Genomic DNA, 22125 nt, shown 5'->3' with positions numbered 1-22125 from the left:
GCGGACAGGAGATCGGAGACCCATGCAGGGACAGGAAGCGGGATGGCATGACGGCACCTTTTATTCTTGTTGAAGGGCGCGCTCGCCGAGGCAAGCGTGCCGCTGTACGTCTTGGCTTGCTCTCGACTCTATTGGAAAATAAATTCCAGTCAATATCTTTTTGGAATTTTTAGGTGATAACGATCACCGGTCTCCGGCCCGGCCGGCACCGGGTGGAAAGACCCCGAATAGACGAAACGGGCAGCCCGCTGCCGGACTGCCCGTTTCGTGTGGAAAGCCGTGCTGGCGCGGCGCCCCGCCCTCCTTCCAGGGCGACGCCGGCGCCTCAGGTCATTTGGTCATGGCCTGGAATTCGGCGACGTTTTCCGGGGTGATCAGGCGGAAGGGAATCAGCACGTTCTGCTCGCCCGGGGTCTTGTTGATCATCTTGAGCGCCGCATCGAGGGCCCCTTCGGCCTGGCCCTTGGCGTCCTGGAACACCGAGACCGTCACCAGACCCCGCTTGATGGCGGCCAGGCCATCCGGCGTACCGTCGACGCCGGTGACCAGTACGTCCTTCTTGCCGGCCTGGCGCAGGGCCATGGCCGCGCCGATGGCCATCTCGTCGTTGTTGGCGAAGATGGCGTTGAGCTCCTTGCCGGCCAGCAGCCAGTTGCTGGTCAGGTCCATGGACTTGTCGCGCTGCCAGGCCGCGGTCTGCTCCTCGACGATCTTGATGTCCGGGTACTTGGCCAGGACTTCCTTCACCCCGGCGGTGCGGTTATGGGTGGAGTTGTTGGCCAGATCGCCCAGCAGGATGGCCACCTGGCCCTTGCCGCCGAGCTTGTCCGCCACGTACTGGGCCTGCAGACGGCCGGCTTCCTTGTCGTCGGAGGTCACCGCCACCACGCCCGCCGGCAACTTGGGATCGTCGGGGCGGCGGTTGATGTAGACGATGGGCACGCCGGCCTTGGTGGCGGCCTCGGTCAGGGTCCGGGTGGCGGCGGTGTCCACCGGATTGACGATGACCGCATCGACCTTCTGGCTGATGAAGCTCTGCACCTGGCTGAGCTGCTTGACCACGTCGTTGCGGGCGTCCTCGAATTGCAGTTGCACGCCGTCGGTCTTGGCCTTCTTGGTCATGTATTCGCGCACATAGGTGAGGTAGTTGTCGTCGAACGACGACATGGTCACCCCGACCTTGAGGTCCGCCAGGGCCGCGCTGCTGCCCAGCAGCAGCGACAGCGCCAGGGTGGCAAAGCGAGTTTTTTTCTGCATGGTTCAGGCTCCATTCGTGGGGTGACGATCAGCAAGGGGATCAGGCAGGCGCAACGGCCAGGCGCACCTCGGGCGCCACGCGGTCTTGAACCGGGCGGAGCCTGGGCGGACGCCGGACAGGTGGGGATCAGTGGGGGCGGTAGAACACCGCGGCGCCGGGCGAGGCGCAGAGCACGGCGCCGCTGCGCTCGTGGCAGAACAGCCGGCCCAGCAAGGCGAGCAGCCGGGAGGGACGCTGCACCTCGAGGCGGTGCACGGTGGCGAGGGCGAGACGGAAGGAATGCGTGGAGTGGTTCATGTGACGGCACCTATTATTGTTGTCGGGGCGCACGGCCCTGGTGACTCGTGTGTGCAACTGCTCTCGACTCTATTGGAAATTTAATTCCACAACAAGAGCAAAATAGAAATTTCATTCGACATTCGCGGACGACCGCCGCGCGCGGCCCTGGGCACCTGCCCGCGGCCGCTCCGCCGTCTCTGCGAGACTCTCTACCGCAAGGCTTTCACCCGTTCGGGCACTCTGCCGCGCCGCCTCCAGGATCGCCTGGCAGGCCAGGGTTTCCCGCGGCGTGACCGGCAAGGGCGCGCCCTGGGTCAGGGCGGCCAGCCAGCTCTCGTAGAATAGATCCCAGCGGCCCCGTTCGCTCGGTACCCGCGAGCGCTCCTCGCCCACGCTCAACCAGCCCCAGCGCTGATGTTCCTCGGCGCCCCAGCTGGCCTTTTCGCTGCGCGGGGTACGCCCCTGGCGCAGGGCCGCGGCCTGGCCGTCCAGGCCATCGACGCTATAGACGCCCCGCTCGCCGACCACCCGCAACCGCTGCGGACAGCGCTGCAGGCCGCTGCCCGAGAGGTGCGAGACCACCCCCGAGCGATGACGCAGGGACAGAAAGAATTCCCGGTCCCGCGCAGGATCGCCACGAGGGAACTGCGCCTCGGCATAGACCCGTTCGACCGGCCCGAACAGCAGCAGCGCCTGGTCCACCAGATGGCTGCCCAGTTCGAGGAGCAGACCCGCCTCGGTGCCCAGGCCCGCCGCGGCCAGGTCCGTCAGTTGCAGGCGCGACTCGAAGAGGCGTACCCGTCCCAGGCGCTTCTCGCGCAGCAGGCGGGCCAGGGTAAGCAGATCCGAATCCCAGCGGCGCGGTTGATGGATGCAGAGCGGGACGCCGAGCCGTTCGGCCAGCGCCAGCAGCTCCTCGGCCTCTGCCAGGGTCCTCGCCAGCGGCGCCGCGCAGACCACCGGCAGGCCCCGCAGCAACGCCTCCCGCACCTGCGCCGCCCGTTCGCCGAGGGGCGTGGCGATCACCAGGCTGTCCACCCCGGCGGCGATCAGACCGGCCATGTCGGCATGGCCGGTGACGCCGGGATAGGCCCTGCTCAGCTCGGCGCAGGGCGCCGGCGAGCTGGTCGCCACCCCCACCAGCTGGGCGCCCGGGGTGCTGGCGATCAGCGGCGCCTGCAGCAGGCGCCCGGGGCCGTCGTAGCCGACCAGTCCGATTCTCACGTGCGGAGCCTCCCCTGCAGGCAGCTCATCCCCGCGGGCGACCTAGTCGTAGAAGGCCGGCCGGCTGGGCAGGGTCACCGGCTCGATGGCGCCGCTGTCCTGCGCCTTGATGCAGGCGTCGGCGGTGACCGCGGCGATATAGCCGTCCCAGGACGATGGCCCAGTCAGCTGGCCAGCGGCGAGGTCGTCGATAAAGGCCTGCAGCTCCACGTCGTAGGCGGCGATGAATCTGTCCTTCCAATCCATCAGGATCTCGTTGGACAGCCGCGCCTCGCTGCGCAACTGCACCGAGGTCGGCTCCGGCAGGCGGGCGATGCCGCGCTCGCCGACGATCTCGCACTGGATGTCGTAGCCGTACTGGCAATTGACGAAGACCTCGACGTCGATGCGCACGCCCTTGGCCGTTTCCAGCAGCACCACCTGGGGATCGCGCAGGTGCTCGCGCGACGCCGGCGCCTTGCGCGGGAACACCACCTGGGCGGACACATAGTGATCGTCCAGCAGCCAGGCCAGCACGTTGATCTCGTGGATCAGGGTGTCGGTGATGGCCATGTCGGTGCTGTAGTGCTCGCTCACCGTGGGATTGCGGTGAGCGGCGTGGATCATCAGCGGCGCGCCGATGCGATCGGCGTCGACCACTGCCTTGAGCTGGCGATAGCCGGCGTCGTAGGGCCGCATGAAACCCACCTGCACCAGCCGCTTGCCGTGGGCCTGCTCGGCCTCGACGATGCGCCGGCAGCCCTCGGCGGTGGTCGCCAGGGGCTTTTCGCAGAACACCGGCTTGCCGGCGGCGATGGCGGCCAGCACGTATTCCTCGTGGGTCGGGCCCCAGGAAGCGACCAGCACCGCCTGGACGTCCGCGGCGGCGATCAGCGCATGGCCGTCGGCATAGACCTCTGCGGTGATGCCCAGCTCCTGGACCACCCGGGCGGCCTGTTCGGCGTTGATGTCGGTCACCGCCACCACGCGACTGCCCAGCAGGGTGTGGCTCAGGCGGCGGATGTGTTCGCGGCCGATGGCGCCGGTCCCGATGACACCGATGTTCAAGGTCATGACTTCATTCTCCGATTTGGACTTGTTGTGGAGTGAGCGGCGCTCAGTACTGGCGGGCCTGGGCGGCTTTTTCCTTGAGCACCCGGGCGACGGCGGCGATCTTTTCGCTGGTGGCGACCTCGGCGCCGCCTACTCGCCACCAGGACAGGTAGCCGTGCAGCATGGTCTTGGGCAGCACCTTGATGTCGATCAGGGTGGAAACCGTTTGCCGCCGGGCATCGGTCAGGGCCGCTTCCAGCTCTTCCAGGCTGCGCACGCTGTAGGTCTTGCAGCCGTAGGCGGCGGCGCTCATGGCGAAATCCACCGGCACGAAGTCGCCGTCGAGCCGGCCGGTCTCCGGATTGCGGTAGCGGAATTCGGTGCCGAAGCTGCCCATGCCATGGCCGACCTGCAGGTTGTTGATGCAACCGAAGGTCATGTTGTCGAGCAGCACCACGTTGATCTTGCGCCGCTCCTGGATCGAGGTGGCCAGCTCCGAGTGCAGCATATGGTAGGAACCATCACCCACCAGCGCATAGACCTCGCGCTCGGGCTCGGCCAGCTTCACCCCCAGGGCGGCGTTGATCTCGTAGCCCATGCAGGAATAGCCGTATTCCAGGTGATAGGTGTTGACGCCCTTGCTCTGCCAGGCGCGCTGCAGGTCACCCGGCAGGCTGCCGGCGGCGGCGACGATGATGGCGTCGTCGTCCAGCCGCTCGTTGAGGCGGCCGAGCACCTGGCTCTGGGTCAGGGACGAACCGGTCAGGCGGACGAATTCCTCCAGCACCGCGCGCGGCAGGTCGTCGTCGATCTCCGGTACGAAGTCGGCGCCGGTGTAGCCAACCGCATAGACCCGTTCCACCTCCTGGCGATAGCGCTCGCGCGCCTCCCCAACCTGACCGTCCCAGCCGGCGCGGTAGTCGGTAGCCCCTAACGCCTCGGTCAGCGCCAGGAGGGCTTCGCGGGCATCGGCCACCACGGCCAGGCCGTCGAGCTTGCCGGCGTCGAAGGCGGCCACGTTGAGATTGAGGAATTCCACCTCGGGATGCTGGTAGAGCCATTTCGAGGAGGTGGTGAAATCGGTGTAGCGGGTGCCCACGCCGATGATGAGGTCGGCCTCCTTGGCCAGCAGGTTGGCGGCCAGGCAGCCGGTCTCGCCGATGCCGCCGACATTGAGTTCGTGGCTGGAGACGACCGCGCTCTTGCCGGCCTGGGTCTCGGCGAAGGGAATCTCGAAGCGCTCGGCGAAGCGCTGCAGGGCCTCGGCGGCGCCGGAATACTTCACCCCGCCGCCGCAGATCAGCAGCGGCTTGCGCTTGCGCCTGAGCAGCTGCACCGCCTCTTCGATGGCGGCGGCCACCGGCGGCCGGCGATCCAGGCGGTGCACCCGCTTGGCGAAGAAGTAGTCGGGATAGTCGTAGGCCTCGCCCTGGACATCCTGGGGCAGCGCCAGGGTCACGGCGCCGGTCTCGGCCGGATCGGTCAGCACGCGCATGGCGTTGATCGCCGCGCTCATCAGCTGCTCGGGGCGGTTGATGCGATCCCAGTATTTGCTCACCGCGCGGAAGGCATCGTTGGTGCTGATGGACAGGTCGTGGAATTGCTCGATCTGCTGCAGCACCGGATCGGGCTGGCGACTGGCATAGACGTCGCCGGGCAACAGCAGCAGCGGAATGCGGTTGGCGGTGGCGGTGGCCGCGGCGGTCAGCATGTTGGCCGCGCCCGGGCCCACCGAGGAGGTGCAGGCATAGATCTGCCGGCGCAGCTTCTGCTTGGCGAAACCGGTGGCGGCATGGGCCATGCCCTGCTCGTTGCGGCCCTGGTGCACCACCAGGTCACCGGCCTCCTGCTCCAGCGCCTGGCCCAGACCGAGCACGTTGCCATGGCCGAAGATGGTGAAGATGCCGGCGACGAACTTGGTCTCGACGCCGTCGACGCTGATGTACTGGTTGTCGAGAAATTTCACCAGGGCCTGGGCCATGGTCAGACGTTGGGTGGTCATGGCTTCTCCCCGGTCACTTGGCGGTGGGCATGCTGAATTCGGCGCCCTTGGCGATGCTGTCGGGCCAGCGCTGCATCACGCTCTTGTAGCGGGTGTAGAAGCGCAGGCCTTCCTCGCCATAGGCGTGGTGATCGCCGAACAGCGACCTCTTCCAGCCGCCGAAGGAATGCCAGGCCATGGGCACCGGGATGGGCACGTTGATGCCGACCATGCCGACCTTGATGGTGCGGGCGAAGGCGCGGGCGATGCCGCCGTCGCTGGTGAAGCAGGAAACGCCGTTGCCGAATTCGTGGGCGTTGATCAGCGCCACCGCACTGGCGAAGTCCGGCACCCGCACGATGCCCAGCACCGGGCCGAAGATTTCCTCTTTGTAGATGGTCATCTCCGGGGTCACGCCGTCGAACAGGGTGGCGCCAACGAAGAAGCCATTCTCGGCGCCGGGCACCTTGAAGTTACGGCCATCGACCAGCAGCCTGGCGCCCTCCTCCACCCCCTTGGTGATGTAGCCCTCGACCTTGGCCTTGTGCTGACCGGTCACCAGTGGGCCCATGTCGGCATCGGCTTCCACGCCGTTGCGTACCCGCAGGGCGTCGATGCGCGGCAGCAGTTTCTCGATCAGGGCATCGCCCACCTCGCCCACCGCCACGGCGATGGAGATGGCCATGCAGCGCTCGCCGGCCGAACCGAAACCGGCACCGATCAGGGCGTCGGCGGCCTGGTCCAGGTCGGCGTCGGGCATCACGATCATGTGGTTCTTGGCGCCACCCAGGGCCTGGACGCGCTTGCCGCGACGGGTACCTTCCTGGTGGATGTATTCGGCGATGGGCGTGGAGCCGACGAAGGAGATGGCCTCCACGTCCGGGTGCTGCAGGAGCGCGTCCACCGCCACCTTGTCACCCTGGACCACGTTGAACACGCCATCCGGCAGCCCGGCCTGCTTGAGCAGGTCGGCGAGCAACAGGCTGGCGGAGGGATCGCGTTCGGAAGGCTTGAGGATGAAGGTGTTGCCGGTGGCCAGCGCCATGGGAATCATCCACAGCGGCACCATCACCGGGAAATTGAAGGGGGTAATGCCGGCGCACACGCCCAGCGGCTGGCGCAGGTTCCAGTTGTCGATGCCGCCGCCGATGTTGTCGCTGTAGCTGGTCTTGGCCAGGTGCGGCGCGCCGCAGGCGAATTCCACCACCTCGATGCCGCGGGTCACCTCGCCCATGGCGTCGGACAGCACCTTGCCGTGCTCGCGGGTGATCAGCGCCGCCAGTTCCTTGTGGTGCTGGTCGAGCAGCTCCTTGAAGCGGAACAGGATGCGCGCCCGCCGCAGGGCCGATTGCTCGGACCATTCGGGAAAGGCCGCCTTGGCCGCGGCGACGGCCTGGTCCACGGTCTGCACCGTGGCTTGGGCGACCCGCGCCTGGACCACGCCCTCGGCCGGGTTGAAGACGTCGCTGAAGCGCTCGGCCTGGGTCGAGACCGCGCCGTTGATGTAGTGCCCGATGACGGGGGTGTCGCTCATGTTCTGGCTCCTGGTGGCCTGGGGGTCGCCGCTGCGGCGCGTGCGAAAGGGATTAGCGCGTCAGCAGCCACTCGTGCTGCGGATCGTTGTGGAATTTCCAGACCCGCTTGGGGCCGGCCATCACGTTGAGGTAATAGGACTCGTAGCCATAGGGCACGCTGACCGGGTGATAGCCGCGCGGCACCAGCACCACGTCGTGGTCCTCCACCGCCATGGCCTGGTCCAGGTCGCGCTCGTCGGTGTAGACGCGCTGGAAGACGAAGCCCTGTCCCGGATCGATGCGGTGGTAGTAGGACTCCTCCAGCAGACTCTCCGCCGGCAGGTTGTCGCGGTCGTGGCGATGGGGCGGATAGCTGGAGGAATGCCCGGACGGGGTGCGCACCTCCACCACCAGCAGCGAATGGGCGGCCGCCGTGTCCGGCAGGATGTCGCAGACATAACGGGTATTGGCGCCCTTGCCGCGGGTGGATCGCTGCATGCTCGCCGGCTCGATCAGCCGCGGCGGCAGCCGGTCTGCCACCACCGGATTGCCCGGCGAGGTGCAGACGGCGATTTCGGCGATGCTGTCGGCGGTCACCCGCGCCTCGCTACCGGGCGGCAGGTAGGCGGCATAGGGCGAGACGTCCTCGAAGACGCTCTGGCGCCCGGCCAGCCCGCGCCAGGCGAAATCGCCCAGTTGCGGATGCCCGCCTTCGATACTGGCGCCGCCGCTGAGCAGCACGATGCAGACCTCCAGGTCACCCGCCAGCACCGGCAGGGACTCGCCCGCTTGCAGGCGATGGGCGGCGAAGCCGACATAATCCAAGGCACCGGCCGGGACACTGACGATGTCGCGGGCGCTCCGGTCGGCTTTGACGAGCAGATTCATCACAGGTCTCCTCAGGCAGTGGCCTGCGCCACCAGCTGGCGCAGATGGTCGTAGCCCTTCTTGGCGTATTCGTAGGCCGGCGCCACGGCCGGGTCCTGCTCGGCTTCCACCACCAGCCAGCCCTGGTAGCCGGCGGCAACCAGCACCTTGAGCAGCGCCGAGAAGTCGATGTCGCCATCCCCCGGCACGGTGAAGGTGCCGTTGAGGATGCAATCCGGAAAGCTCCACTGGTTGTTGCGCGCCAGCTGCACCACGGCCTTGCGCACGTCCTTGAAGTGCACATGGCAGACCCGGTCGATATGTTGCTGCAGCACGCTCAGGGGATCGCCACCGCCCATGTAGCAGTGACCGGCATCGAACAGCAGGCCGACGTCCGGGGAGGTCAGCGCCATCAGCCGGGCGATGTCCTCGGGCGCTTCCACATAGGCGCCCATGTGGTGGTGATAGGCCAGGCGCAGGCCTTGGCTCAGGGTGAAGGCGGCCAGCCGATCGAGCTTCTCGGCATAGGTCTGCCAGGCGGCGTCGCTGTGGAAGCGCGGCCGCTCGATCAGGGGAATCCGCTGCCCCTGGATGGAGCCGGCCACCTCGCCATAGACCAGTACCCTGGCGCCGTTCTCGGCCAGCAGCCGGCAATGGGGACGGATCGCCTCGATCTCGGCCTCGACGTCACGGTGCGCCAGGCCACTGGAATACCAACCGGACACCAGCTCCAGGCCATGCTGGCCGAGCACCTCGCCCAGCGCCTTCGGCTCGCTGGGAAACTTGCCGCCCAGCTCGAAGCCCTGGAAGCCGATTTCCTTGCCCTCGCGCAGGATGGTTTCCAGCGGGGTGTCGCCGCCCAGGGCCGGCAGGTCGTCGTTGGCCCAGGAGATGGGGTTGATGCCGATCTTGAGTTGTTGTTGTGCGGTCATGTCAGCCTTGCTCGTCAGGAGGCGATCAGGCGCGGGCGTCGCGCCAGGCCTGGATCAGGAATTCGAAGTTGCTGCGGATCTGCGCGATCAGCGTGCGGTCGTCGATCTCGCCGGCCAGCCAGGCCCGACTCGGCTGGGCGAAGATGGTCCGGCCCACGGCGAAGCCCTGGCAGCGCTGGCTGGCACTGGCCTGCCGAAAGCCTTCGGCCAGCTCCTCGGCCGGGGCGTTGAGGCCCAGCAGCACCACGCCCTGGCAATGGGGATCGCGCTCGGCGATCAACTGGTCGAGTTGCCTCCAGACGGCGGCCGGCTGCGCCTCGATCTTCCACCACTCGGGATAGATGCCCAGGTTGTACAGCCGCTTGATGGCGCGATAGAGCACGTCCGGCCGGCTGGACGCATGGTTCTTCGGCGGGATGACCTCCAGCAGGAGTTCATGACCGCTGGCCTGGGCCGCCTGGTACAGCCCCTTGAGCTGGGCCTCCTGCTCCAGGCGCAGCAGCGGCTCGTCATCGGGGTGGAATTGCACCAGGCACTTGATGATCTGCTCGTTCGGCCAGCTCAGCAGGGTGCTGCCCACCGAGCGACCATGCTCGAAGGCCAGGGGTCGCGAATTCTGCAGCTCCACCGGCCGGGCGATCCACCAGCCGCGGCCGCTGGCGGTATTCAGGGCGTCCTGGCCGAAGCGCTCGTCGGCCAGCAGCCCGACGTCCGCCGCCACGCCTTGATCCGCCAGCGCCTGCTCGACCTCGGCGATGGCCTGGACGAACAGTTGCTTGAGCGCCGGAATCCGCGCCGGATCGGCGCCCACCTGCTGGGCGCTTTCCACCAGCTGGTAGCGGTGATCGAAGGCGAAGATGAACAGCTGTTGCCAGGCGCGGCGGCGGACGCTGACCCGGTGCAGCCGGGTCAGCACGGGATCGAGGTCCGGCCGGGTGATGGGCACCGGACTGTGGTGGAGGTAGTCCAGTTCGGCCAGGGTCGGCATGGCCGGGGCGCAGCCATGGCGCGACACCACCAGTCCGCCGCAGGCATTGGCCAGCCGGCAGCATTCGGCATCGTCGCCGCCGGTCAGCCAGCCGCGCAGGAAGCCGGACATGAAGGCATCGCCGGCGCCCAGCACATTGAGCACTTCGACGCGGATACCACGATGGATCTCGCCGTCCTCGAGACGCGCCGGGATGGCGCCGTGGAGCACCGTGCAGCCCTGGGCGCCGAGCTTGACCACCAGAGTCGCCGCGGTCACCTCGCGCACCCGGCGCAGGGCGGTGAGCAGGTCTTCGCTGCCCCCGGCGATCTGGAATTCCTCCTCGGTGCCCACCACCAGGTCGAAGCGCGGCAGGATGCGCTGCACATGGGCGCTGACCTCGGCACTGGCGATGAAACGGGTCTCGCCATCGGCCTTGCCGGTCAGCCCCCAGAGCACCGGGCGGTAATCGATGTCCAGCACCCGCTTCACGCCATTGCGCTCGGCATAGTCCAGGGCCCGGCTGCTGGCCTGGAACACCCCCTCGGTGGAGAAGTGGGTACCGGTGATCAACAGCGCCTTGGCGCTGGCGATGAAGGCCTCGTCGATGTCGTCCGCGCCCAGCGCCATGTCGGCGCAATTCTCGCGATAGAACACCAGGGGAAAGGTCTCGCGGTCCTTGATGCCCAGCAGCACCAGGGCGGTGAGGCGCTCGCGATCCACCTGGATGCCGCGGATGTCGCAGCCTTCCTGCGCCAGCGTCCGGGTCAGGAAGCGCCCCATGTGGTCGTCGCCGACCCGGGTCAGCATCGCCGACTTCAACCCCAGGCGCGCGGTGCCGAAGGCGATGTTGGCGGAGGATCCCCCCAGGTACTTGGCGAAGCTGCTGACGTCTTCCAGCCGCGCCCCGATCTGCTGCGCATAGAGGTCGACGCCCAGTCGCCCCAGGCAGATGACATCCAACTGGCGCCCGCTGGCGAAGAAATGATCACCCATGGGTGGCTCCTGCTTATTGTTATCGGCCAACCGCGCGGACCCGAGGGGCCGAACGTGTGAGTGAGCTCAGGCTAGAACGACGCCGCGGACAAATCAACAAATTTTCCACATGAGATTTTATGGAATTTAATTTCCATAACTGGCGTACACTGCTCCTGCCGCCCCACTTCGACGCCGCCCGGCGAATGGGTTAAGTTGCCGGCACAAGAATCCCTACCGTGAGATAGCCCATGTCCTCCGACTCCCCGGCCGACGACCCCCTCAGCAGCGCGCCGCTGGCCGATCCGCCCGGCAACGTCGAGCAGTTGCTGGCCTGCATCGCCCGTGACTACGAGGCCCTGCCGCGCCAGCTGAAACGGGTGGCCGCCTATGTCAGCCAGCAGAGCGACAGGGTCATGGTGGATCGCATCAGCGATATCGCCGGGCAGTGCGAGGTGCACCCCTCGGCCATCGTGCGCTTCTCCCAGCGCTTCGGCTTCAAGGGCTTCAGCGAGATGCAGGCGCTGTTTCGCGAGGCCTACACCCACAAGACCACGCCGGTGCAGAACTACCAGCAGCGCATCCGCAGCATGATCGCCAACAAGAGCCAGCGCGCCAGCAGCGGCGATCTGGCCCGCGAATGCATCAACGCCACCCGCTCGGGTCTGGATCGACTGGCCGAGGAACTGGACGACGCCGCCTTCGACAAGGCCGTCGACCTGCTGGTGAACGCCGAGAACATCTATGTGGTGGGTGTGCGCCGCTCCTTCGCCGTGGCCGACTACTTGGTCTACAACCTGCAGCACACCAACAAGCGCATCCACCTCATCACCGGCCTGGGCGGCGGCTATCGCGAGCAGATGCGCAGCATCGCCCAGGGCGACCTGCTGATCGCCATCAGCTTCAGCCCCTATGGCAAGGAAAGTCAGCAGTGCGTGCGCATCGCCCAGCACCACAAGGCCAAGACGCTGATCATCACCGACAGCAACCTCTCGCCCCTGGCCAAGCGCGCCGATTCGCTGCTGCTGGTCAACGAGGGCAGCGCCTTCGCCTTCCGCTCCCTGAGCGCCACCCTCTGCCTGTGCCAGGCGCTGTTCCTGGCCCTGGGCTATCGCCTGGAGCTGAAGATGGACGAGATCCAGCTACCGCTGGACGAGGACGACTAGCCGGGAGCGGCCGCACGCAGCAGCCGGCCAGGCCCCGACAGGGCTGCGCAAACGCTTGATCGACAAACAGAAATTTCTTGAGCAGAAGGCTTGACAGCCACCGGCGCCTTGCCAATAATGCGCGCCTCGGATGGCTACGTAGCTCAGCTGGTTAGAGCATAGCATTCATAATGCTGGGGTCCGGGGTTCAAGTCCCTGCGTAGCCACCACCTATTTTCAAGGGTCAGCGTAAGCTGGCCCTTTTTTATTGCCCTCGAAAAAGTCCACCGTGGCACCGCCTTTAGTCCCCTCTCCCCCTGGGAGAGGGCCAGGGTGAGGGAACGCCCGCCTCCACGGATAAGCTCCCAAAGCCACATCTGGCACCGCTCTTCGTCCCTTCTCCCCTCGGGAGAGGGCTAGGGTGAGGGCCCCCTTCACGCCAACCTCAGCCCCGCCCATGAAAAAGCCCGGCCTAGGCCGGGCTCGATCACCGCGCAAGCAGCTTACAGCGCGACCTTCTGCTTGCTCTCCACCTCTTCCACAGCCGCTGCGTCCTGGGTGTCGATGGACTGCACCAGCGCCTTGGAGCTGAAGGCCCGCAGGTCGCGCAGGAAGTTGTCGCGCCAGGAGGCCAGGTCGGCCTGGCGGATCACCCGCATCATGTCCTCATAGCGCGACTTGCGCTCTTCCAGCGGCATGCGCAGCGCCCGGTCCAGCGCCTCGGCCATGCCGACATGGTCATAGGGATTCACGATCAGCGCGGAGTTGAGTTCGCGCGCCGCTCCGGCGAAGCGCGACAGCACCAGCACGCCCGGATTTTCCGGGTCCTGGGCCGCTACGTATTCCTTGGCCACCAGGTTCATGCCATCGCGCAGCGGCGTCACCAGACCCACGTCGGAGGAGCGGAACAGCCCCATTACCGTGCGCCGGTCATAGCTCTTGTTCAGGTAGCGGATCGGCGTCCAGTCCAACTCGGAGAAATGCCCGTTGATATGGCCGGCATGGCTCTCCAGCTGACGGCGGATGTTCTGGTAGGAGACCACGTCCGCCCGCGACGAGGGCGCGATCTGCACGAACTGCACCGCCCGGTGATGCTCGGGGAAATGCTCCAGCAGCTTCTCGAACGCCTGGAAGCGCTCCACTAGGCCCTTCGAGTAGTCGAGTCGGTCGACGCTGACGATGGTCTTGTAGGGCACGCCCTCGATGCTGCGCGAGATGAACTGGCGCCGCGTGCGATAGGACTCGGCCTGCTTCTGGATGACGTCCGGCATCACGCCGATGGGATAGACGCCCACGCGGAAGTTATGCCCGTAGGCAGTCAAGCTGCCGTCTTTCTCCAGCACGCCGCGTACCTCGCGGGTGATGTAGTCCTGGAAGGCCAGCTGGTCGGTGTCGGTCTGGAAGCCGATCAGGTCATAGAAGCACAGGGTCTTGAGCAATTCGTTGTGCGGCGGGATCGCGGTGAGGATCTCCGGCGCCGGAAAGGGAATGTGCAGGAAAAAGCCGATGCGGTTGCGGATGCCCAGCATGCGGCAGGCTTCGGCGAAGGGAATCAGGTGATAGTCGTGCACCCAGATGATGTCATCGGGCTTGAGCAGGGGCTTCAGGCGTTCGGCCATGGCCATGTTGACACGCCGATAGCCGTCGTACTCTTCACGGTTGTAGCGCGCCAGATCGATCCGGTAGTGGAAGATCGGCCAGAGGGTGGCGTTGGAGAAACCGCGGTAGTAGTGGTCGTAGTCGCGCTTGGTCAGGCCAAAGGTCACGTAGTCGATGTTGTCCTTGGTCTGGGTCTTGGCCGGCCCGTTTTCCTTGACCGTCTCGCCGTTCCAGCCGAACCAGATGCCGCCCGACTTGCGCAGGGCGTCCAGTACGCCCACTGCCAGACCACCCGCGGTCGCCTTGCCTTCTTCGATCGGGGCCACCCGATTCGATACCACCACTAAACGGCTCATCCTAATCTCCTTGCTTATAATGTGGCGCGAGGTCACGGCTCAGCTGCTGCAGCCAGAGGGCTACCGCTTCCACCGAAGGCAGGCGGGTCTTGGCGACCGTCTCCCCCTCTCCTACCTTGACGGTCAGACCGCCTCGCGCATTGACGACAGTGAACCCCTCTTCATCGGTACGATCGTCGCCGAGAAACACCGGCAGGCAGCCGGCAAAGGGTTCCAGTTCGAGAAAACGGGCGATGGCCTCGCCCTTGCTCGCCGCAGCGGGCTTGAGTTCGAAGACGCACTTGCCCGGTTGCAACTTGAATTCGCGATGGTCGGCGGCGATGCCTTCGGCCAGTTCGCGCACCAGGGCTTCCTTGTCCGGCGCCTGGCGATAGTGCAGGGCGAAGGCCACGCTCTTGCGCTCCAGCAGCAGGTCCGGATGGTCGGCCAGGGCCGCTTCCAGGCGGGCGCCGACCTGCGCCAGCACCGCGGCGTCCAGGGTCACCCGATGGATCTCGCCTTGGGGATCGCGCCATTCGGCACCATGTACGCCAGCCGCCGGCAGTTGCAGCGGCCTGGTGAATCCGTCGATCTCCGCCAGCGGTCGCCCGGAGACCACGGCGACGCCATGGTGGCGCGCCAGCTGCTCGAGCGCAGCGAGAGTTTCGGCGGGAATGAAAACCTGTTCCGGACGTGGCTGCAGTTCTGCCAGGGTGCCATCCAGATCGAAGAAGAAGGCCAGCGGCTGGCCCGATGAGGTGAGGCTGTCGAGGTCGATCATGGAAGGTACGACTGCCGGGTCACCGTATGGTTCGTTCACACCTTCCGGCAGTGCCGAGGAATTCCCCTTGCCGGCTCGTAGTCGGATTCAGGGAGATGCTCTAGCAGCCCTGCCTTTGGAGACCACCATGAACAAGCCCGATATCACCAAGACCCCCGAAGAGATCGACGACATCCAGGACCGCATGGGCGACATGCGCGAACTCGACTTCAGCGATCGCAAGGACGAGCGTCAGGGCCGTGCCGGCGACGAGATGGATGAACGCGACTACGAAGGCCAGTTTCCCGAAGAGCGCGTGCGCCAGGCCGGCATGACCGGTGGCGAGACCCTGGATCATCAACCGACCATGGACGACGCCAGTCCGGAGACCCTGCTGGACGAGACGGGTGCCCGCTCGCCGACCGACTACGGCGATGCCTGGCCCAACGACAAGGAGCTGAGCGTGGTCGAGGACAGCGACATCGGCGGCGGCTCCGGCCAGGACGAAGCCGAACTCGGTCGCAGTCATCCCCTGGACGGCCAGGCCTGGGACGGCGAAGCCGACGAACCCAACGAAGCCGAGACCCAGAGAGACGCCCGCTACGCCGATCTGGATGCGAACGACGAAGACCTCGCCGGGGACACCAGCCTGGACCTGGACGAAAAGCGCGCCGATCACTGAAACCGCTGAAGGCCTAGTCGAGCAGCGTACAGGCCATCACCAGCGCATCTTCCCGGCCGCCGACCGCGGGATAATAGTCCCGCCGGCGGCCGATCTCGTTGAAGCCATAGCGTTCATACAACCGGTAGGCCGCCTGGTTGCTGGCGCGCACCTCCAGAAAGCACTCGTTGGCCTTGGCCTTGCGTGCTTCCTGCAGCAGGTGTTCCAGCAGCCGCAGGCCGAGACCACGCCCCTGGCTTTCCGGCTTGATGGTGATGTTGAGCAGATGGGCCTCGTCGAGGATGACGTTGATCACCCCGTGCCCCACCTGCTGCTCGCCGGCCGTCATCACCCAGCAGTCGTAGGACTTCAGCGCATCGGTAAAGATGCCGCGGGTCCAGGGATGGCTGAATGCCTGATATTCGATCTTCAATACCGTGTTCAGATCGGCTTCGGTCATCCGCCGAAAGCTCACCGCATCGTTCATTGCTGTTCCATCCAGAGGCGCCGCAACGGGCGCATGGCTTGCCAGAGCGCGGCCTTGGCGGCCGGCTCTTCCATCAAGATATCCAGTCCCGGCACCAGCCAGGCCGGTCCCAGGGCGGTGTCCTGCTCCACTCCCGTGAGCTGCGCATCCGCGACGCCGCTGCAGCGCCGCGCGGCGCCGCCGATCAGCCAGAGGCCCAGGCCTTCGCCCAGGCGCTCCTGGTGCCCCGAGACGAAGCTCTGCACGAATTCGGCCGCCGCCGCCGGGCCCTGGTCGAGTTGACCGCTGTTGAGCAGCGGCCAGCGAATGGGTTCTTCACTGACGATCCGCGGCGTATCCGGCAGGCCGGCAGCGCGCAGCAGATCCCGCAGCAGCAGATAGGCGGGATCGCGCGAACCCAGGGTGTCGCCGGTGGGCAACTCCAGCAGCAGCAGGCAACGCCCGGCCTGGAGCAGCTGCAGGGCGAAGCGCGGCGCCGGCTCCCGTGGTAGCGGCGGCGCCCGCTCCGGTTCCGGCTCGGCCACGGGAGGCGCGGCCGGCTTCAACGCCGCGGGTCGCGGGATCTCGATACGCGGCCGATGCGCCGCCGGTGCGGCTGCCGCAGCGACCGGCGCGGCCTTGGCCACCGGCTCCGGGCGGACCACCCGAGCGGCGACGGGCGCCTCTTCCGGCTCCTCGACCCACAGGGCTTCCGGCCGCGAAGGCGCGGCGAAGGGCAACACCGTGCGCGGCACCCAGACATCCAGCTGCAACGCCTGCAGATAGGCGCGACGACGCGCCTCGGCGGCAAGCGCGGGGCTGGTGGCGGTGGCGGGGTCGGACATGGGCGGATCCTTCGGACACGCGGCGGGATAATTCGGGGCGGCATTGTCGCGCGGATCGCCGCGGATCGAAAGGCCGCCCTGCCCATCGGTCCCACCGCGGTCACATCGAAGGCTCTGGCGTCTGGAGTACAATGGCGCTTTTGTCTGGTGCGGTCCCCGCCATGATCGACCCCAAACGCGTCCTGCGTACCCTCGCCGAACACTGGCACCTCATCGACCCGCTGTGCGCCCACTTCGACAGCGGCACCCTGGGCCTGGCCGAGTTGCGTGCCCGCCTGGCCGAACAGCTGCCCGAGCGCACGCCGGCCGACCTCACCGCCCTCCTCGACACCTGGATCCGTCTGGACATTCTGGTGCCGGTGGCCAAGAGCCCCAATCGCTTCGAACTCAATGGCCAGATCCACGATTTCCTCGGCTATCTCAGGCGCGAACACCGGCTGGGCCTGTGCCTGGAGATCGAGGCCTACCTGCGCCACCTGGAGCGCCTCGCCGGCCACATCCGCGAAGCCTTCGACAACCGCGACGGCCCCGACCTCGTCCGCCAGCTGCGCCTGCTGGACATGCGCGTGCGCGATGTCCTCAAGAAGCTGGCCAACGACGGCCATGCCTTGGAGGGCGTCGCCGAGCGCGCCAAGACCAGCGATCGCCAGATCCCCCTGCGCCAGCGCTATGCCGAGGTGCTGGCCACCTGGGACGAATACGTCGAGCCGATGATCCAGCTGGTGGCCGCCGACGGCGCTTTCGAGCGCGGCGTCCACCGCGTCGAGCAGGTGCTCCTGCACCTGCTGGGCGAACAGCAGCGCCTCGGCCAGCTGGTCGACGACGACCTGCTGCTGCGCACCCAGGCGCGCATCCTGGAGATGCACAACGCTGCCCAGCTGGCGCTCAGACGCGCCCGCGAATTGCTGCTGCCACTGCGCGAGGAAGCGCGTCGGCACAATGCCGTGACCCGCGGCGCCGCCCTGGCCCTGGCCACCATCCGCCGCAAGGGCCTCGACGCCGTGCCCCAGGCCGCCCTGCCCCTGTTCAGCCGGCCGCAGAGCGTCTTTCTCGGCACCACCGCCCAGGTGGAAAGCTATGTCTACGCCCTGGCCCGCTTCGAACCCAAGCCGGCGCGCTTCCCCAGCCAGGCCAGTCGGCCGCGCGACAGCGAGCGCCCGGCGGCGCCCCGCACCGCCCGCGAGATGCTCGACCTCTGCCAGGACGCCCTGCCGCTGCCGGATCTCATGGCCTGGCTGCTGGAACAGGAGCCGGCCGGCGACACCGACGAGTTGCTCTACTGGTTCTCACGCCTGTCCCGCGATACGCGCTTCCAGCGCCAGCGCCTGGACCGCCGCCACTACGACACCCTCGAACACCGCGTCAGCCTGTGCTCCTACGCCCTGACCGCCCGATCTCTCGCGAGCGACGCCCATGCAACTTGATCTCAACGAAATGACCCAGCTCGCGCCCATCTTTCGCGAGCTGTTCAAGGGCTATCACCTGTCCCGCAGCGAGCCCGAGAGCTACGCTCAGCTCAGCCAGCAGCAGGACCAGTACCGCGCGCTGTTCCGCGCCCTCGGCTTCGAACTGGTCTGCGATCCGCGCGGCTTCTACTACTTCGTGCCCGAGCAGATGGGCGCCCAGGTCAACAAGACCGCCCAGCGCCTGGCGCTGTTCACCTTCATCCTGGTCGAGCACCTGGCCGACCAGGGCCGCGACCCCCTGGCCGTGCTCGACGGCGGCACCCTCGGCCGGCACGAGTTGCCGGCGCTGCTGGACAAGTACCGCGACCTCTTCCTGCAGGCCGAGGTCACCACCCAGGAAGAGCTGGAGGAAAAGATCCTGCGCCGCCTGACCCAGCTCGGCTTCGCCCTGGACAGCAACGGCACCTACCGCTTCCTGCCGCCCATGCACCGCTTTCTCGATGTCTGCCTGACCGTGCAGCAGGATCGCGACCTGGCCGCCGGCCTGCATGCCAGCGACCTGCCGCTACCGGCCCCGACCCTCGCCAGCGACGAAGACGGCAGCGAGCAGGAAGGCGCCGACGAGGATGATGAAGAGGCTGCCCTGGCCCGCGCCATGGCCGCAGAACGGGAGTTCGACCTATGATCCGCTACGGCATCAGCCGCTTCGCCCTGCTCAACACCGCCGGCTACAGCCTCGGCCTCTTCCCGCTGGAACAGCCGCTGTCGGTCTACGGCGCCAACAACCTGGGCAAGAGCGCCTCGATCAACGCCCTGCAATTCCCCATCCTGGCGCGGCTCTCCGACATGAGCTTCGGCAAGTACAGCAACGAGCAGTCGCGCAAGTTCTACTTCGCCACCGACACCAGCTACATCCTCATCGAATTGCGCCTGGCCCACGGCCCCCACGTCATCGGCGTGGCCGGTCGCGGCCCGGGGGGCGGCTTCGGCCACCAGTTCTTCGCCTATGCCGGCGAACTGGACCTGGCCCACTACCAGCGCGACGGCGCCTGCCTGCGCCAGCGCGAACTCTTCGCCAGTCTGGAGCGCGCCGGCCTCAAGGCCTATGAAGTCAAACCCGAGGAATTGCGTCGCCTGCTGGTTGGCGGCCATACCAGCATCCCGCTGGACCTGACCCTGATCCCGCTGCGATCCACCAGCGAACAGAGCCTCAAGACCTTCCGCGCCCTGTTCATCAACCTGCTGCACATGCGCGAGATCACCGCGGCCAAGCTCAAGCAGCTGTTTCTCGATGCCTTCGAGCACAGCCTGAGATCCGGCAGCGTCGACTACATCGCCGCCTGCGAGGAAGCCTTCCGCGACGTGCGTCGCATGGAGCAGGACTACCAGTCGCTGGTCGCCGCCGGCCCGCTGGTCGAAGCCCTGGCCAATGGCGTCGAGCAACGCGACCGCCTGAGGGGCAAGCTGCATCGCCTCTCGCCGCTGCTCGACAGTCTGCTCGGCACCTGGCAGCACTACGCCCTGGACCGCCGTGACGAACTCCTGGCCCAGACCGAACACTACCGCCAGGAACAGGACGGTCTGCAGCAGAGCCAGCGCGACGGCACCAGCGAACTGATGCGCCGCGAGCGCGAGATCAGCAGCCTGCAGCGCTGGCTCGCCGAGCTGGCGCAGCTCAAGCACCGCTTCGCCCTGGTGGACTCCACCGCGCCCCTGGAAGCCCAGCTGCTGGCCGCCAAGGACGCCCACGACGAACTGGCCGGCGCCCTGTCCCAGGCCCGCCAGTTCAGCAGCGAAGACCTAGACCAGCGCGTCCGCGAGCTGGAGCAGCGCCTCAAGGCTATTCGCCAGCAACTCGACCACGCGGACAACAACAGCTACGCCCGCCTGCGCGAGGAATTCAGCCAGGCCGACGTCGACCGCCTGATGCGGCTGTTCAATGGCCAGCTGTTCAGCCTGCCACTCGGCCCCAAGGGCGTCGAACTGAGCGAAGACGGCAACTGGGTAAAGACCTTCGAAAGCATCCTGGCGCGCTTCCAGGGCGATCGCCTCGAATTGCCGGGCCTGTCCCTCGACCTGTCGGGCATCGAGCCACCCACCCTGCAGGCCCTCGCCGATCGCGCCGCCCTGCGTGACCAGAAGGACCGCCTGGAGCGCGAACTCAAGCAGCTCAAGGCGCAGCAGGGTGTCAGTCTCGACCGCCAGGCCAGCAAGGCCCAGGCCGAAGCCCTCTACCAGCAGGTCCTGGATGCCCAGAAGGCCCTGGAAGACTTCCGTCGCTGCCAAACTCTGGGTGCCGAGGAAAACGAGAAGCTCGAACAGCTGGCCCAGCTGGAAGCCGCCCAGGACGAACTGAGACGCGCCGGCGACGCCTTCACCGAGCGCGTCCAGCAACTCTCCGCCAAGCTGCAGCTGATCGGTCGCCAGCTGGCCGACCTGGAAGCCAAGGACCGCACCCTGGCCGACGCCCTGCGCCGCCGCCAGCTGCTGCCCACCGATCTGCCCCAGGGCACGCCCTTCATGGAGGCGGTCGACGATTCCCTGGAAAACCTGCTGCCGCTGCTCAACGACTACCAGGACACCTGGCAGGCCCTGCAGCGCGCCGACACCCAGATCGAGGCGCTCTATGCCCAGGTCCGCCTCAAGGGCGTCGCCAAGTTCGACAACGAGGAAGATCCCGAGCGCCGCCTGCAGCTGCTGGTCAACGCCTATGCCCATCGCCAGGACGAAGCCCTGACCCTGGCCAAGGCCCGCCGCGCCGCCGTCACCGACATCGCCCGGACCCTGAGAAACATCCGCAGCGACTACGACAACCTCGAACACCAGCTGCAGCTGTTCAACCGCGAGATCAATCGCAAGCAGGTCTCCAATCTGGAGAGCTTCCGCATCGTCCTGGCGCCGAACAAGGAGGCGCTCAAGCACATCGACCAGATCATCCACAGCGCCGGTCAGTACGAGGAAGGCGAAACCCTGTCGGTCTTCGATCTCACCCAGGACAGCAGCCAGGACCAGAAGAACGAGGACGCCAAGGAATACCTGGCGCGTTTGGTGGCCGCCAACGGCAACCAGCTCGGCCTCAAGGACCTCTTCGAGCTGGCCTTCGAGATCACCAAGCAGGGCGGCCAGCCGATCCTGCACACCGACATCGACGGCGCCGCCTCCAACGGCACCACCATGACCATCAAGGCGCTCACCAACATGTACCTGTTGCTGCACCTGATGGACCGGGAGCAGGCCGCCAAGATCCGCCTGCCCTACTACCTGGACGAAGCCGCCGACATCGACGAACGCAACCAGCAGGCGCTGATCGAGACCAGCCAGCAACTGGGTTTCGTGCCCATCCTGGCCAGCGTCAAACCCCAGGTCAGCGCCCAGGTCGCCATCGACCTCGAAGGCGGCAGCGGCCCCAGCGGCATCTACATCGACGAAGCCGACTGGAAATACATCGCCAAACGCGACCTGGCCCTGCCCGAACCTGCGTGAGCCCCTGCCAGAACGCAAAAAGCCCGGCATCTGCCGGGCTTTTTCTTGCTCGCGTAACGCTGCGGTAGGTTGGGTTGAGCGCAGCGACGCCCAACATCCAGCTGATCGCGGCCATGGGCCGCTCCTACGGCATGCCTCCTTGTAGGAGCGGCGGCATCGGCGGATTGCCATGGCCGCAATAGCCGGGCTGTTGTAGCTCCTGTGCTCTTTTCGGAGTGCCACCAGTGACCGTCTAGCAGGCTCCGCGCCAAGCTCTCCGCCACTCCGCTCCTGGTCCCCTCTCCCCCCCGGGAGAGGGCTAGGGTGAGGGCAACCTCAGCTACGTAGCGTCAGGTGTCCGCTGGCCAATTCTCTGCCCCCAGCGCCTAGGCACTTTAGCACTCGGCCAAACTTTTC

18 protein-coding genes and 1 tRNA gene are annotated in these 22125 nt (G+C 66.8%); 6 read left to right on the top strand and 13 right to left on the bottom strand.

Going from position 1 to position 22125, the window contains the following annotated elements; translation table 11 throughout:
- Window positions 1-330 precede the first annotated feature (330 nt).
- The 9 genes from OXS31_RS11820 to iolC all read right to left on the bottom strand — a co-directional run bounded on the left by OXS31_RS11820 (window position 331) and on the right by iolC (window position 11050).
- Window positions 331-1257, bottom strand: coding sequence for a sugar ABC transporter substrate-binding protein (locus OXS31_RS11820; RefSeq protein ID WP_027599141.1), 927 nt, complete (start codon window positions 1255-1257; stop codon window positions 331-333).
- A 127-nt stretch (window positions 1258-1384) separates the two neighbouring features.
- Entirely contained in the window at window positions 1385-1555 is a 171-nt protein-coding gene (locus OXS31_RS11815) for a hypothetical protein (RefSeq protein WP_169886958.1), read from the bottom strand.
- Window positions 1556-1666: 111 nt separating this feature from the next.
- Window positions 1667-2761 carry a Gfo/Idh/MocA family oxidoreductase gene (locus OXS31_RS11810; protein WP_267399128.1) on the bottom strand — a complete coding sequence of 365 codons (1095 nt, stop codon included), beginning with the start codon at window positions 2759-2761 and terminating at the stop codon, window positions 1667-1669.
- Window positions 2762-2803: 42 nt separating this feature from the next.
- Window positions 2804-3814, bottom strand: a complete 1011-nt coding sequence (locus OXS31_RS11805) for a Gfo/Idh/MocA family oxidoreductase (protein WP_267399127.1) — start codon at window positions 3812-3814, stop codon at window positions 2804-2806.
- A gap of 43 nt (window positions 3815-3857) precedes the next feature.
- Window positions 3858-5795 (bottom strand): 3D-(3,5/4)-trihydroxycyclohexane-1,2-dione acylhydrolase (decyclizing), encoded by a 1938-nt coding sequence (gene iolD, locus OXS31_RS11800; RefSeq protein ID WP_267399126.1) that lies wholly within the window; start codon window positions 5793-5795, stop codon window positions 3858-3860.
- Window positions 5796-5808: 13 nt separating this feature from the next.
- The gene (locus OXS31_RS11795; protein ID WP_267399125.1) at window positions 5809-7308 is read right to left on the bottom strand and encodes a CoA-acylating methylmalonate-semialdehyde dehydrogenase; all 1500 of its coding nucleotides are present in this window, start codon (window positions 7306-7308) and stop codon (window positions 5809-5811) included.
- A 52-nt stretch (window positions 7309-7360) separates the two neighbouring features.
- A complete protein-coding gene (gene iolB, locus OXS31_RS11790) occupies window positions 7361-8176 on the bottom strand; it encodes a 5-deoxy-glucuronate isomerase (protein ID WP_027599137.1) in 816 nt (271 codons plus the stop codon).
- 11 nt (window positions 8177-8187) lie between these two features.
- Window positions 8188-9087, bottom strand: coding sequence for a myo-inosose-2 dehydratase (gene iolE / locus OXS31_RS11785; RefSeq protein ID WP_267399124.1), 900 nt, complete (start codon window positions 9085-9087; stop codon window positions 8188-8190).
- A gap of 25 nt (window positions 9088-9112) precedes the next feature.
- Window positions 9113-11050 (bottom strand): 5-dehydro-2-deoxygluconokinase, encoded by a 1938-nt coding sequence (gene iolC / locus OXS31_RS11780; RefSeq protein ID WP_267399123.1) that lies wholly within the window; start codon window positions 11048-11050, stop codon window positions 9113-9115.
- A gap of 230 nt (window positions 11051-11280) precedes the next feature.
- On the opposite strand from iolC, the gene OXS31_RS11775 reads away from it, so the two are divergent.
- Complete coding sequence (locus OXS31_RS11775; RefSeq protein WP_027599134.1) at window positions 11281-12195, top strand: MurR/RpiR family transcriptional regulator; 915 nt, start codon at window positions 11281-11283, stop codon at window positions 12193-12195.
- A 132-nt stretch (window positions 12196-12327) separates the two neighbouring features.
- Window positions 12328-12404: transfer RNA gene (locus OXS31_RS11770), tRNA-Met, on the top strand.
- 273 nt (window positions 12405-12677) lie between these two features.
- Here OXS31_RS11770 and otsA read toward each other — a convergent pair.
- Together otsA and otsB are read right to left on the bottom strand one after the other, a co-directional pair.
- Window positions 12678-14129: an alpha,alpha-trehalose-phosphate synthase (UDP-forming) gene (gene otsA / locus OXS31_RS11765; protein ID WP_027599133.1), complete on the bottom strand. Its 1452-nt coding sequence runs from the start codon at window positions 14127-14129 to the stop codon at window positions 12678-12680.
- A gap of 1 nt (window position 14130) precedes the next feature.
- Window positions 14131-14889: a trehalose-phosphatase gene (gene otsB / locus OXS31_RS11760; protein WP_267399122.1), complete on the bottom strand. Its 759-nt coding sequence runs from the start codon at window positions 14887-14889 to the stop codon at window positions 14131-14133.
- Window positions 14890-15016: 127 nt separating this feature from the next.
- Between otsB and OXS31_RS11755 the strand changes: the two genes are divergently transcribed.
- The gene (locus tag OXS31_RS11755) at window positions 15017-15550 is read left to right on the top strand and encodes a hypothetical protein (protein ID WP_027599131.1); all 534 of its coding nucleotides are present in this window, start codon (window positions 15017-15019) and stop codon (window positions 15548-15550) included.
- 13 nt (window positions 15551-15563) lie between these two features.
- On the opposite strand, the gene rimI is transcribed toward OXS31_RS11755, so the two are convergent.
- Window positions 15564-16016 (bottom strand): ribosomal protein S18-alanine N-acetyltransferase, encoded by a 453-nt coding sequence (gene rimI / locus OXS31_RS11750; protein ID WP_074584026.1) that lies wholly within the window; start codon window positions 16014-16016, stop codon window positions 15564-15566.
- On the bottom strand, window positions 16013-16840 hold the full coding sequence (locus tag OXS31_RS11745; protein ID WP_267399121.1) for an energy transducer TonB: 828 nt from the start codon (window positions 16838-16840) through the stop codon (window positions 16013-16015). Before OXS31_RS11745 ends, rimI begins: the two co-directional genes overlap by 4 nt.
- 161 nt (window positions 16841-17001) lie before the next feature.
- On the opposite strand from OXS31_RS11745, the gene mksB reads away from it, so the two are divergent.
- Genes mksB through mksF form a run of 3 tightly spaced genes read left to right on the top strand, consistent with a single transcriptional unit; the run spans window position 17002 to window position 21729 of the window.
- The gene (mksB, locus tag OXS31_RS11740) at window positions 17002-18264 is read left to right on the top strand and encodes an Mks condensin complex protein MksB (RefSeq protein WP_267399120.1); all 1263 of its coding nucleotides are present in this window, start codon (window positions 17002-17004) and stop codon (window positions 18262-18264) included.
- The gene (mksE, locus tag OXS31_RS11735) at window positions 18254-18931 is read left to right on the top strand and encodes an Mks condensin complex protein MksE (RefSeq protein WP_267399119.1); all 678 of its coding nucleotides are present in this window, start codon (window positions 18254-18256) and stop codon (window positions 18929-18931) included. The genes mksB and mksE overlap by 11 nt, the downstream gene beginning before the upstream one ends.
- Complete coding sequence (gene mksF / locus OXS31_RS11730) at window positions 18928-21729, top strand: Mks condensin complex protein MksF (protein WP_267399118.1); 2802 nt, start codon at window positions 18928-18930, stop codon at window positions 21727-21729. The genes mksE and mksF overlap by 4 nt, the downstream gene beginning before the upstream one ends.
- Window positions 21730-22125: the final 396 nt, after the last annotated feature.

Source organism: Pseudomonas sp. GM_Psu_1, from assembly GCF_026544185.1.
In the GTDB taxonomy this organism is placed as follows: Bacteria; Pseudomonadota; Gammaproteobacteria; order Pseudomonadales; family Pseudomonadaceae; genus Chryseomonas; species Chryseomonas oryzihabitans.
Note: the sequence above shows the minus strand (reverse complement) of the source record. Positions and strands in the feature narration are given on the sequence as shown.

What these genes read in the sequence shown, in the direction of transcription:
- mksE (WP_267399119.1), top strand. Translation starts at nt 18,254, where the DNA reads ATGCAACTTGATCTCAACGAAATGACCCAGCTCGCGCCCATCTTTCGC.
- OXS31_RS11815 (WP_169886958.1), bottom strand. Translation starts at nt 1,555, where the DNA reads ATGAACCACTCCACGCATTCCTTCCGTCTCGCCCTCGCCACCGTGCAC.
- mksB (WP_267399120.1), top strand. Translation starts at nt 17,002, where the DNA reads ATGATCGACCCCAAACGCGTCCTGCGTACCCTCGCCGAACACTGGCAC.
- iolC (WP_267399123.1), bottom strand. Translation starts at nt 11,050, where the DNA reads ATGGGTGATCATTTCTTCGCCAGCGGGCGCCAGTTGGATGTCATCTGC.
- OXS31_RS11745 (WP_267399121.1), bottom strand. Translation starts at nt 16,840, where the DNA reads ATGTCCGACCCCGCCACCGCCACCAGCCCCGCGCTTGCCGCCGAGGCG.
- iolE (WP_267399124.1), bottom strand. Translation starts at nt 9,087, where the DNA reads ATGACCGCACAACAACAACTCAAGATCGGCATCAACCCCATCTCCTGG.
- iolB (WP_027599137.1), bottom strand. Translation starts at nt 8,176, where the DNA reads ATGAATCTGCTCGTCAAAGCCGACCGGAGCGCCCGCGACATCGTCAGT.
- OXS31_RS11820 (WP_027599141.1), bottom strand. Translation starts at nt 1,257, where the DNA reads ATGCAGAAAAAAACTCGCTTTGCCACCCTGGCGCTGTCGCTGCTGCTG.
- OXS31_RS11755 (WP_027599131.1), top strand. Translation starts at nt 15,017, where the DNA reads ATGAACAAGCCCGATATCACCAAGACCCCCGAAGAGATCGACGACATC.
- rimI (WP_074584026.1), bottom strand. Translation starts at nt 16,016, where the DNA reads ATGAACGATGCGGTGAGCTTTCGGCGGATGACCGAAGCCGATCTGAAC.
- mksF (WP_267399118.1), top strand. Translation starts at nt 18,928, where the DNA reads ATGATCCGCTACGGCATCAGCCGCTTCGCCCTGCTCAACACCGCCGGC.
- iolD (WP_267399126.1), bottom strand. Translation starts at nt 5,795, where the DNA reads ATGACCACCCAACGTCTGACCATGGCCCAGGCCCTGGTGAAATTTCTC.
- OXS31_RS11775 (WP_027599134.1), top strand. Translation starts at nt 11,281, where the DNA reads ATGTCCTCCGACTCCCCGGCCGACGACCCCCTCAGCAGCGCGCCGCTG.
- OXS31_RS11795 (WP_267399125.1), bottom strand. Translation starts at nt 7,308, where the DNA reads ATGAGCGACACCCCCGTCATCGGGCACTACATCAACGGCGCGGTCTCG.
- otsB (WP_267399122.1), bottom strand. Translation starts at nt 14,889, where the DNA reads ATGATCGACCTCGACAGCCTCACCTCATCGGGCCAGCCGCTGGCCTTC.
- OXS31_RS11805 (WP_267399127.1), bottom strand. Translation starts at nt 3,814, where the DNA reads ATGACCTTGAACATCGGTGTCATCGGGACCGGCGCCATCGGCCGCGAA.
- otsA (WP_027599133.1), bottom strand. Translation starts at nt 14,129, where the DNA reads ATGAGCCGTTTAGTGGTGGTATCGAATCGGGTGGCCCCGATCGAAGAA.